We start from the raw sequence: 12,235 nt of genomic DNA on the forward strand, positions 1-12,235 counted from the left end.
CTAATCCCTTTCAAATTCATGAAGCTGCTGTATACTTTTTGTCTTCTATTCTTGATTGCAATTAATTCTGAAGCGCAAAATCACCCTGCTACAGCGGGCTATGATTTAAAAAAGAAACGTTTGCTTATACAAACCTGTTCTTCTTATCTGTATAATTCAAATCAAGGATCAATAGATCTAGACAGTGCAGTAGTTTTAACCTGTAAAGCCTATAAATTGCCTGTTTCTTTAGCCTATGACGAAGGTTTTAATGATGGTTCTTATTTGATTGGAAAAGATTTAATTGAAAAAGGCAATATCGATGCTGCTAAAAAACTTTTTCAAAAATCAAAAGGTGTAAACAAAGTAAAACTAGCGTTGCAATTGGGAATTTTTTATCTGTTTAAACCCTTTACCAAACCAGATGATATCAAAAATGCGCATCATTTTATAACAGAAGCAGTCAAAATCAGCAATCAGCTAAAAATTCAAAAATGGCAGCATGAGAGTTTGATGCTTCTGGGAAAGTTTTATTTCCAGATCAACAATTATCCTGAAAGCAAAAAATGCTTTTCGCAAGTAGTAAACGAATGCCGAAAACAAAACGACAAAGCTGCTCTAGCAGACGCTTTATTCTATCAGGCAACAAACCAATATGATTTAGATCCCGAAAAAGAAAAAATCCTGAAAGAAGCAGAAGCTTTATACAAAAACCTAGGCTTTGAAGAAAAAAGAATAATCACAAAAGCAAGAATATGTACCATCTATTTCTGGCACGGAAAAATAAACGATGCCAAGAAAATCTTATATCAAAATGCTGCCGATATGCGAAAAATTGGCTTCAGGCAGCAGCAATACATTGAAACTACAATTGCTTATATAGAAGGCGTACAATTCAATATTAAAAGCGCTCTTTATTATGCTTTAAAGAGTGTAAAAAGCATGGAGTCTACAAAAGATTACACTTTTGCTGATATTTTTTATATGCGCTTAGGATTGGTGTATTTGCAAATGGGACACACAGATGAAGCCATAAAAATGTCTGAAAAAAGTATTAGATACGGACAAAACATTTTTAGCAGCGGCAGTTGGTACAAAAGTTTTATGACAGCAACCGCATCTTTATCCATGAAAGGAAAAAACAAAGAAGCCATAGAATACATGAATTCTATTAAGAGCCACTATCCTCCTCCAAATAAGTTTGACAATATGCTTATGAATTATGGTTACGCCAACTGTTACTGGCGAATCAAAAATTATGGCACAGCCGAAAAGTATTTTATAAAAGCTGGAGAAGCAGCTGATGGTTTAGACTCTCCACAAACCTACAGAGATGTCTGCAACACGTATTCGTCTATTGCTTTATTTTATGCGAATCGAAAAAACCTTCATAAAACAAAATTGTATATCGATAAGATTGATGCTGTATCAAAAAAATATAGCCAGAACTATAATTCTGAAGCGTTGCAAATGTCCTTATACAAATTAGATTCGTTAAATGGCAATTTTAAATCGGCATTAGAGCATCATAAATTGTATAAAAAAATGAGCGATTCCGTTTTAGATTATGCTAAAAACAAGCAGATTGAAGAACTTAGATTCCAATACGAAACAGAAAATAAAGAACAGAAAATCAAATCATTAAATCAAGAAACTAGTTTACAGGAAACAGCCTTAAAAAAATCAAAATTATTAAATACAGTTTCTATATCGAGTTTGGTTTTATTGGTTCTTATTATTACCTTATTGTACAACAGATATCGTCTGAAACAGAAAAACAATGCGGAACTTGAATTGAAAGAAAAAGAAATCAATCAGAAGAATATTAATCTAAGACATTTACTGGATGAGAAAGAATGGCTTTTAAAAGAAATCCACCATCGTGTAAAAAACAATCTTCAAACTGTAATAAGTCTGCTCAATTCGCAATCTGCTTATCTGGAAAATGATATGGCGCTGTCGGCTATTAAAAACAGCCAGCACCGTATTCATTCTATGTCGCTCATTCATCAGAAATTATATAATTCCGAGAATATTTCGACTATCAATATGCCGAATTATATCAAAGAATTGGTCGAATATTTAAGAGAATCTTTTTCGCTTGGACAAAGAATCCGCTTTGAATTAAAAATTGATCCCTTGGAATTGGATGTAGCACAGGCCGTCCCAGTTGGACTTATTCTAAACGAATCGATTACAAACTCTATAAAATATGCTTTTCCAGACAACAGAACTGGAATGATTTACGTCACTTTACAGGCTACATCTGAAAACAAATATCTGCTTACCATTGCAGATAACGGAGTTGGTTTTGATGCTAATATCAGCAATAAGAAAATCAATTCATTTGGATTAAGCTTGATAAAAGGTTTAAGCGACGATTTGGATGCTACTTTTTCTATGGAAAACAATAATGGAACAATTCTTAAAATTGAATTTTCAAAGGAATTTCCAATCAATGAAAAAAGAAGGTAATCTGAATTATTTATAGCGAAATCTCACGAATCTAAATCTGTTTAGCGATATATAGCACTTTATAAATCAACAAGTTGCTACAAAACCCTTACTATTAAAGGAATAACTTGACATGGCATATAAATTGGTTCTCTACGAGGGTTAACCTTTAAAACCATTTATTATGAAAAATATAATGTTATTATCAGTCATTTTCGTCCTGAATTTTAGAGGCGATGCTTGAACAAGAAAAAACTGGATTGATTATAATTGATGTGCAAGGAAAACTTGCCCGAATTGTACATAACAGCGAAAAACTTGCTGTAAATCTGGCAAAACTAATTCGAGGCTGTCAAATACTTACAATTCCGATAATATGGGCAGAACAAAATCCGAAAGGCCTTGGAAGAACTATCCCTGAATTGGAAAAATTATTGCTTCATCAGAAACCCATTGAAAAATATACTTTCAATGCATATGAAAATGATGTTTTCAAACAAGCAATTATAGATTCTGGAAGAAAACAATGGCTGATCTGCGGCATCGAAGCTCATATTTGTGTTTATCAGACTGCTATCGGATTATTGTCTAACAATTTTGAAGTAGAAATAGTTATCGATTCTGTTTCTTCACGCTCAGCTGAAAGCATTGAAATTGCTTTACAAAAACTGCAGCAAAAAGGAGCTTCTGTAACCAATATTGAAATGTGTCTCTATGAATTGGTAAAAGACTCCAGACGAGATATCTTCAAAGAAATTCTAACATTAATCAAATAAAATCATGTCAAAATCAAAAACAATTGTACTTATACACGGAAATTTTGTCAATGACAAAACTTGGGCCGATTGGAAAAAGCACTATGAACAAAAAGGATATACAGTTTACACTCCTGCAAACCCTGGACACGATGGAAATCCTGCCGATTTAAGAACAAAAGTTCATCCAGATCTGAGTAAAACTGGGTTTATTGACATCGTCAACAACATCAGCAGATTAATAGATACTTTACCTGAAAAGCCTTTGGTTATTGGACATTCAATGGCTGGTATGGCAACTTTAAAATTGGTAGAATTGGGCAAAGCTGCTGCGGGAGTAAGTATTGATGGAGCGCCACCAAAAAATGTGTTTCCGCCATTTCAAACTTTAAAGACTGTAATTCCTGCTTTTGGCTTTTTTTCTTCTTCTAAATATTTTATGGGAAGCCGAAAATGGTACGATTATGCCTTTTTTAATACCATACCTGAAGCACAAAAAAGTATTGCTTTTGAGAAATTTGCTGTGCCAGAAAGTTATAAAGTAAGCCGAGAATTGGTTTTGAATTCTTTCTCCAATATCAATTTTAAAAAACCGCATGAACCTATTTTATTTGTTGGCGGCGGAAGTGATCATATTTTTCCACCTAACTTAACAGAAACAATCGCCAGTAGATATAAAGAAAATGCAGGACGAGTAGACCTTAAAATATTTGATGGCAAAAGCCATTTTATCTGTGGAGAACCTGGCTGGGAAAGTGTAGCCGATTATATTTTAAATTGGTACGAAAACCTATAAAAAAATTGTAATTGAAATAAAAGCCCTGTAGCAAAATATGATATAGGGCTTTTTTAAAATCAAAAAAATATTCATTCCGTAGGAATATTGATTACTGTTATTTCAGTCAACAACATCTGCTAAATTCTAATTCGTTTGTATTGTATTTATTATTAATTTAGAACTTGCTATAAATCAGTTAATTTACTTCTAAATTACAACAAAAAGCGATATGCAGATTTTACCGTCCGCCAGTTTAGCGCCGTTTATAAAAAATTATACTATTGTTACAATCGAAAAAGATCTCGACAACGAAGTTTTTTATCCAAGCGGATATGTCGATTTGATTATAAATATTTCTGGAGGATTTGCAGCTACTATTATTAACGGAAAACAAAAAGATACTCCTGCAATAGAATTATTGGGACATCTTACGCTTCCAACACGTCTTTCTGTAGCAAAAGGAACATCCGTACTAATAGCAAGAATTTATCCGCATGCCAGCGCACTGTTTTTTTCAGATCCTCTATCAGAATTTACCAATTATGCCACCGATATGTATGATGTTGCTTTGGGAGAAAATAGGGATTTGTATGACCAGATCATGGAAAGGAACGATTTATTGTCTAAAATAAGTGTTTTAGAAACGTACTTTCTTAAAAAATTAAAGAAAAATGAAACTCGATTAAAAAAAGTTTCAATAGTTCAGAATCTGAGTCAGGAGCTTTTTCGACATCATAAGCAATTGGATTTACCTTTCCTTGCCCACCATTCGGGATTATCAGAAAGGTATATCCAAAAACTTTATTTGTCTAATATTGGCATAAGTCCTGCTGCTTTTACCTCTGTAGTCCGATTTAATAAAAGTCTGAATTTAGTACTCAACACGACAGAATCATTGACGACTATAGCTTACGATAATGGCTATTATGACCAATCTCATTTTATTAAAGAGTTTAAGAAGTTTACTGGCATTACGCCATCTGCATCCAGAAATTCGATGCTAAAAAACGATACCAATTTACAGCATGCAGTTAACATTGGTTTTTAGTCTTGTTTTGCAGGATGATTGCTGCTAAACATATCACGATGCATTTTCCAGCCATCTTTGGTTTTCTTCCAGATCACGATTACTTTTCCGTCATCTAGTTTTTTGCCATTCATATCAGTCATTTCATAAAAACTTTCTTCAGTAACGGCTGTTTTTGCGTCTCCATAAAGATGCTGGATTGTGAATACAACATGCACTTGAGGTCCGCCTCTAAAAAAGGAATCAATTTGTTTTGCTCCGCATTTTGGCTCTCCATTTGGCGGAAATAGACAAGCATCATCCGTATATCTTGCAACAATAGAACCATCGTTCTTGTTGGTAAAGTCGGAGAACGTTTTGTTACTGGCTTCAATAATTTTTTTTACCTCTTTTAAAGCAGGATCTGTGTTTTGGGCATTACACCAAAAAGTAAGCATCATGAATGTGCTTAAAATGATTTTTGTTTTCATGGTTTATATATTTTTTTACAAAGAAAATTATTCTGCTAGCCCAAAAATTGTAAAATAACGAACAACTTTATCATAATTGAAAACAATGCAAAAACCCCGCATCAAAGTTTGATACGGGGCTTTTTTGATGAAATTTATTAAAATTCAGATTTATTTCACATCAAACCATAATTTGGTTGTCAGTAAATCTTTTCCTTGATCTGCAACAGCAGCTTGATAACTTGCTCCATTAAGAGATTGTTCTGTACCTGGATAGAAAAGACGTGAAGGAATTTTTCCGTCTAAAACAGTTGCTGGACCAGCAGTTAAGACAGGATAATCCAATCTTCTCCATTCTGTAAATGCATCAAGACCTTGTCCGAAGAAAGCAATCCATTTTTGTGTACCGATTGATTTAGCATAGTTTGAAGCATCATATTTCACGCTTGCCTGATTCAAATACGTTGAAATAGTTGTGGCGTTTGTAATTCCAAATTGATTGAAAGACGCTGTAATAGCATTTTTATAATATTGCTCTGCATCTCCAGAAATATATCCTCTTGCCGCAGCTTCTGCCAAGTTAAACAAAGTTTCAGAGTAAGAAGCAATTACAGCAGGCGAAGCCGATGTAAGGAAATAAGTTCCTGGTTTTGATGTTTTAGCAAAACCTTGGCTGTTGGCATCACTATTTGATAATCCGTTAGCACCACCAACATATTTTCCTACGCTTGCATCTGATGGCAATTGTGCAAATACTGGCAAACGTGGATCAGATAATGCATATAATTGATCAACCATAGTTTTTGAAATACGGAAATCATCACGAGTTTCAAACCAAGCTGAAGCTGGATTTTGCTGTGGCGAACTAGTGTAAGTGAACTTAAATGTTTCACTTTCGCTGCTGATTAGTCCTGCAGCATCGCTTGTTGCCTCAATTGCAGCTTGTTTCGCCAAAACAGGTTCTCTGTCTGAAATTCTTAAAGCAATTCTCAAACGAAGTGAATTCACAAATTTTTTCCATTTTGCTATATCGCCTTTATAAACCAAATCTCCTGTTACAGAACCGTTTGCTGAGTTTAATAAAGATTGTGCTTGTTTCAAATCTTCAAGCAATCCTGTATAAACTTCTTTTTGAGTATTATACGCTGGCGTTACTTTTTGACCTGCTTCTTTGTACGGAATACTTCCATAAGCATCTGTCAGCAATAAAAATGTCCATGAACGTAGCGATAAGGCAATTCCTTTATAATTAGAATTAGCCTGTGCATCTGGAAACTTTATAATTGTGTTCAAATCTGTAATTAGAGTTGAATATCCTTTATCCCACAATGAAGTGAAAGAAGTGTTCGAAACATCGTAACGGTCTGGTTCTGTATATTGAATTTTAGCCCAATGCTGTACAAAAAGCAACGTTGAGTTAAAGTTATTTGCATCTCCCCAATACAAATCTGCACCTTGTTTTAAAGTACCAGTCAAAAGGTACGGCGCAAGTGGCGTTTCAGTTGCATTTGGGTTTTTATTTATATCGTCAAGAGTATCACTGCAAGAGCTCAGTGTCAATGCAAACAGTATTGTATATGATAGTTTTTTTAGCATGATTCCGAGTTTTTAAAATTTAACATTAAGGTTAAGACTGAAGTTTCTAGTTGTTGGCAACGCTAAACTTTCCAATCCTTGTGCATTTCCTGTATTGAAAGCTGTTTCAGGGTCAATATTTGGCGCATCTTTATAGATAAAGAATAAGTTACGTCCAGCTGCAGTAATGCTTGCTCCTTCTAATCCTAACTTTTTAACCAATTTTTTATCAACATTATAAGTTAGTTTTATCTCTCTCATTTTTACAAAAGTTGAGCTGTAGATATAAGCCTCGCTAATATTGTATGATGCTTTATAATATTCTTGTGCACTAATCACTTTATTATTTGGCGTTCCGTCTGCAAATACCCCTCCGAAAATCATTCCGTCATCATAAACCGTTACACCGCTTGGAGCTGCACCGCCAGTTACCAAAGTTTTCGGGTTCGCTGTATTATTTCCTGGATAATAATAGCTTAATCCGCCGTTTTCAGCGCCACGTCCTGGAAGAGTCTGTGCTAAAACTCCTGTATAGTTTCCTGTTCTGTTAGTTCCAGAGAAAAGCTCTCCACCAACACTAGCATCAACAAGGAAAGAAAGCTCAAGATTTTTGTAAGTCAAAGTATTCGTAAGACCTGCTAAATAATCTGGCGTATAATGTCCTAAAACCTTTTTTGTCGGATCTGCTTTTGGAAGACCGTTTGCTCCTACTACAATATTGCCGCTTGCATCACGCTGATAAGCTGTTCCGTAAAGTGCTCCGTAAGCTTGCCCAACAGACGCCAATACATCGACACCTCCAGAAGAACCAATTGTATAGTTTTTAATATCTCCAGCGTAATCTAGAATTTCTACTTTACTCTTATTTTTTGAATAATTTACAGCCACATTCCATTTGAAGTTTTCCGTTTGAACTGGATTTCCGTCCAATTGCACCTCAATACCTTGGTTGTTGATTTTACCTGCATTTATTAACTGCGAAGTATAACCGCTTGATGCTGTAGTTTTAATTTCTAAAATTTGGTCGAAACTATTTGTATTATAGTATGCTACATCAAAATGAAGTCTGTTTTTCCAGAAAGAAGCTTCTAGACCCACCTCTGTAGAACGTGTTGTTTCTGGTTTTAGGTTTTCATTTAATTTCTTTTGAGAAGAAGTCTGAATTGGGTTTCCGTCAAATGCTGTTTGGAAATTGTAAACCGTAGACAATTGGTACGGATCTGCATCGTTACCTACTTCAGACCATCCACCTCTAACTTTTAAGAAATCAAGTGTACTGCTCTTAATGTTCAATGCATCTGTTAAAACTACACTTCCGTTAAAAGAAGGATAGAAATAAGAACGGTTGCTGCTTGGTAGTGTAGAAGACCAGTCATTACGCGCTGTAACGTTTAAGAAAGCATAGTTTCTAAATCCTACTTGAGCAGATGCGTAAGCACTATACACTCTTAATCTTGACAATGAATTTGATGAAGTCAACGGATCTCTAGAGTTAGTCAATGTATATAAATCTGGAACCGCTAAACGTGGCGCTTTCTGATAATTGTTGGCATCGCTATGGTTACGAATATTGAAACCTGCAAGCGCATCTAAACTGAAATCATCATTTAGCTGTTTTGTATATTGAAATATACCCTCAGTATTTTGTTCATTTACTGTGTATGCGTCTTCAGCATACGATCCGAAAGGAGTTCCGTTTGTACCATACTTAATAGTATATTTTCTGCGGTCATTATAATAATCAACACCTGTACGGAATCTGAAGTTAAGTCCTTCAGCCAATTTCGCGTCTAAATGGACATCTCCAATTATACGGTTACGCTGTTGGCTTGTTGTATTATAATAGGCATTCCAATAAGGGTTACTGTAGTAACTGTTGTTCCAGTTAGTGTTCCAATCTTTATCCAATTCATTAATATCAACCTGACGTCCAAACCAAAGAAACTGCAGCATTACACCCGCAGCACGCCCTCCTGATGGACCTCCTGGCAATTGTGGAGCATTTGTTACAATATAATTTGCATTAACACCAACTTTTACATTTTCAGAAATCTGATAATTGGTATTAATTGTAAAGTTTGTTTTGTTTATTTCACTGTTAGGCACAGTTCCAAGCTGTTTCTGATTGTTTACACCTAAACGGAAATCTCCTTTATCATTAGCTTTTGCAATAGAAACACTATTGTCGTAAGTAAGTCCTGTATTAAAGAAATCTTTTACATTGTTTGGATGCGCTACAAAAGGAACAGCTTCACCTTTAGAATAAAACTGAGGTATTAAACGACCATCCATTCTTGGTCCCCAGCTTTCATCAACTCCATCATTAACTCCTCCTCCTTTTCCGTCTACGTAGCTAAATCTTCCGTTAGAACCTTGACCAAAAGTATTTTGGAAAGAAGGCAAAGTAGCTACTTGAGAAACAGTTATACCTGTATTAAAAGTAACTCCATATCCTGATTTTTGTCCTTTTCCAGATTTTGTAGTAATAAGTACCACACCATGCGCAGCACGCGATCCGTAAAGCGCGGCAGCATTTGGCCCTTTTAAAACAGTCAAAGTTTCAATATCCTGCGGATTTAAATCGGCAATTGCATTTCTGAAATCACGAGTTGCTCCTCCAAAGTTCAATTGTGAGTTATCTACAGGAACTCCATCTACTACAAAAAGCGGCTGGTTGTTTCCTGCAATAGAAGTTTCCCCACGGATAATAATACGTGAAGATCCCATATCTCCTTGTGAATTTGTAATACGAACACCCGCTAATTTACCCGAAAGACCATTCAAAAAGTTCGTTTCTTTCGTAGTAGCCAATTCTTTTCCTTTTAATGCCTGAGTCGTATATCCTAGAGATTTCTTTTCTTTTGAAATTCCAAGTGCCGTAACCACAACTTCAGACAGTGCATTCTGTTCTTCAGTAAGACTGATAGTGATAGCGTTTTTGTTTACTACAACTTCTTCTTTTTTATATCCTAAATAACTAACTAAAAGTGTGTAAGGGAATTTTTGTCCGGTTTGAAAGAAAAATTTTCCATCTGTATCCGTAACAACACCGTGTGTAGTTCCTTTAATGGTTACCGAAGCTCCGATAATTGGCTCTTTTGTAATGGCATCAACTACGGTTCCTTCCAGTTTAGACTGAATTAACGGCTTAGTATCTTGAGCTTTAACTCCTATGGAAATCAACAAAATACATAGCCAAGCATATCTTTTTAATTTTATTTTCATTACTTTGTTTTAGTTTAATAAATAAGGCGAGCCTCGAACAGTTTTAGACTATTCATGCTTTCCTTTTAGAGATGACAATTTCTTTAAACTCTGACCATTTCTGCTGCAACAGAAATGGTTTTCTTTTTTATCTGCAGCACATTCGTTTTTTCATTTTTACTTTTTTTTAGATTATTATTTTATTTGTCCTATACAATTTTTACCCCTGTTTCAGGCTAGTGTTATTAAAAATTTACAAATGAATTTAAAAAGAGGAATTTTAACCGTAGTGATGCATAAGGTGCAAATGTGTTATGCTTTTTATATTTCTGAAAATGAAATGATAAGGTTTTAAATCTCTGTATTTCTAATTAAATTTTAAACTCTACTAATTTGATAGAACAAAAGTATGTTAAAATTTTTAGTTCCCAAATTTTAATTAAACTTTTTGCAAAAAAAATGTTAATCCCTGTAAACAAAAGGCCTTAAGCATCTATAAATAAAACAGTTATAAAAAATTCGCGTTTTTACAATTTTATAAGAATTGTACTAATCTTGAAACTCAAAAAATGCTTTTAATAGCATTTTAGCAAAGTTTCGTGCAAAAAAAAAGCTCCAAGATCATAAGACCTTGGAGCTTCTATTTTAAGTATTGAAATATTATAACTCGTTAAACTCGTGCAACGATTTCAATGTTGTTTCATAAAATAAGATGGCCGCGATAAGATTTCCTTTATCAGAATACGGCATCATTTTTCTTTGGAAATCTACTGTAGTATCTAAGAAAACAGTGGTGCCTTCTGCCTGTCCATCTAAGATTTTTTTATTCTCACTTGTATCTGGAATACCTAAATCTGCCATTGTTACACCAGGTTTAGTAACCAAAGCAATATAAGGAAGTGTTTTTACTAGAACTTTAATACGTTCAATGTACAATTCTAAAAGTTCTCCTTTTTGCATACCACTTAGTTCTTTTTGGTCATGGTATTTACGGATTAATGCAGTTGTACTAATGATACTTCTTGGAGCATTTTTTGCCTGTGCAGAAACGGCAGCAGTCGTCAAGAAGAAAAGGACACATAATAAAATAATCTTGCTCTTCATTTTCTTAATAGATTTGGTTCTTGAATAAAAGCAAAAATATATAAATTATGTTAAAATGCAACTTTTATACTTTCTTTTTCACAATAAAATTATAATTGTTACGTTGCGCTAAGGAAAATATTACACCAAAACAGGAATTTTGGCTATTTCAGCACATTTTTCCCAAGGCTAATTGTATTGCTTTTATGATTTAATTATTCTAAAACGGCTCGGATATTTAATCCATAAACTCTTTTTGTTTCCGTAATAGTCCATAAATTCTCCGCAGACAAAAACAGCATGCACTTTTGACCAAGCCACAACGCCGCAATATTCAGTTCCCGATTCTTTTTTCAATTTCTGAATTTGTTTGCCTAATGTGAATCCAAGGTACTTATAAATAGTCGGAGTATACACTGTACCGTCTTCTAGATCTTCCAACGCTTTGTCAAAAGTGGCTTCCTTATCAATAATCTGTTTGTATTTTGCCATTACAGCATAAGTCAATTCTGCATAATTGGTAATTTTCTCGCTATCGCAATTGTCCTTAATATAGACAAAACCTGCAGATTCTTTAGCTTTGCTTATTTCTGTAGTGTTCAGGTTGAATGAGGCATTGTTCTTTAAAGTAATTTTATATAAATCTTCGGTTAGCTTTTCGGTTACAAAAAGATTATCTAATCCGTAAACATTTAAAGAAGCTTTAATAAAAGCTATAGATGAACAATTGGTGCGTTCACCTTGCTTAAAACTTTCGAATATTTTATCAGAACTCAATTGAGCGAATGCATTTGAACAGATAAACATTAAAAGTAAAAAAACTGAAGTAACCGATTTCATGCCTTGTATTATATATTGTTTCCCAATTATTATTGAGAGATTGTATTAGATTTTTACAAATCTATAAAAATCATGTCATATTTTTCACTTC

At 34.2% G+C, this 12,235-nt stretch carries 9 protein-coding genes; 4 read left to right on the top strand and 5 right to left on the bottom strand.

Annotation, left to right across the window (positions count from 1 at the left end; all coding sequences use genetic code 11):
• The first annotated feature begins 18 nt into the window (after positions 1–18).
• The 4 genes from BB050_RS19920 to BB050_RS19935 all read left to right on the top strand — a co-directional run bounded on the left by BB050_RS19920 (position 19) and on the right by BB050_RS19935 (position 5,014).
• Positions 19–2,454, top strand: a complete 2,436-nt coding sequence (locus BB050_RS19920; RefSeq protein WP_123907012.1) for a tetratricopeptide repeat-containing sensor histidine kinase — start codon at positions 19–21, stop codon at positions 2,452–2,454.
• 215 nt (positions 2,455–2,669) lie between these two features.
• The gene (locus tag BB050_RS19925) at positions 2,670–3,209 is read left to right on the top strand and encodes a hydrolase (RefSeq protein WP_066034839.1); all 540 of its coding nucleotides are present in this window, start codon (positions 2,670–2,672) and stop codon (positions 3,207–3,209) included.
• A gap of 4 nt (positions 3,210–3,213) precedes the next feature.
• Positions 3,214–3,984 (top strand): alpha/beta hydrolase, encoded by a 771-nt coding sequence (locus BB050_RS19930; protein ID WP_066034840.1) that lies wholly within the window; start codon positions 3,214–3,216, stop codon positions 3,982–3,984.
• 211 nt (positions 3,985–4,195) lie between these two features.
• Entirely contained in the window at positions 4,196–5,014 is an 819-nt protein-coding gene (locus BB050_RS19935) for a helix-turn-helix transcriptional regulator (RefSeq protein ID WP_066034841.1), read from the top strand.
• On the opposite strand, the gene BB050_RS19940 is transcribed toward BB050_RS19935, so the two are convergent.
• The 5 genes from BB050_RS19940 to BB050_RS19960 form a co-directional block, all read right to left on the bottom strand.
• The gene (locus BB050_RS19940; protein ID WP_236940378.1) at positions 5,011–5,463 is read right to left on the bottom strand and encodes a YybH family protein; all 453 of its coding nucleotides are present in this window, start codon (positions 5,461–5,463) and stop codon (positions 5,011–5,013) included. The two genes, BB050_RS19935 and BB050_RS19940, sit on opposite strands and share 4 nt — an antisense overlap.
• 150 nt (positions 5,464–5,613) lie before the next feature.
• A complete protein-coding gene (locus BB050_RS19945) occupies positions 5,614–7,038 on the bottom strand; it encodes a SusD/RagB family nutrient-binding outer membrane lipoprotein (RefSeq protein WP_066034842.1) in 1,425 nt (474 codons plus the stop codon).
• A gap of 12 nt (positions 7,039–7,050) precedes the next feature.
• Entirely contained in the window at positions 7,051–10,242 is a 3,192-nt protein-coding gene (locus BB050_RS19950) for a SusC/RagA family TonB-linked outer membrane protein (protein ID WP_066034843.1), read from the bottom strand.
• Positions 10,243–10,881: 639 nt separating this feature from the next.
• Positions 10,882–11,325, bottom strand: a complete 444-nt coding sequence (locus tag BB050_RS19955) for a hypothetical protein (RefSeq protein WP_008463513.1) — start codon at positions 11,323–11,325, stop codon at positions 10,882–10,884.
• A gap of 183 nt (positions 11,326–11,508) precedes the next feature.
• Positions 11,509–12,144 carry a hypothetical protein gene (locus tag BB050_RS19960; protein ID WP_066034844.1) on the bottom strand — a complete coding sequence of 212 codons (636 nt, stop codon included), beginning with the start codon at positions 12,142–12,144 and terminating at the stop codon, positions 11,509–11,511.
• Positions 12,145–12,235: the final 91 nt, after the last annotated feature.

It is taken from the genome of Flavobacterium anhuiense, from assembly GCF_001705175.1.
Lineage (GTDB): Bacteria > Bacteroidota > Bacteroidia > Flavobacteriales > Flavobacteriaceae > Flavobacterium > Flavobacterium anhuiense.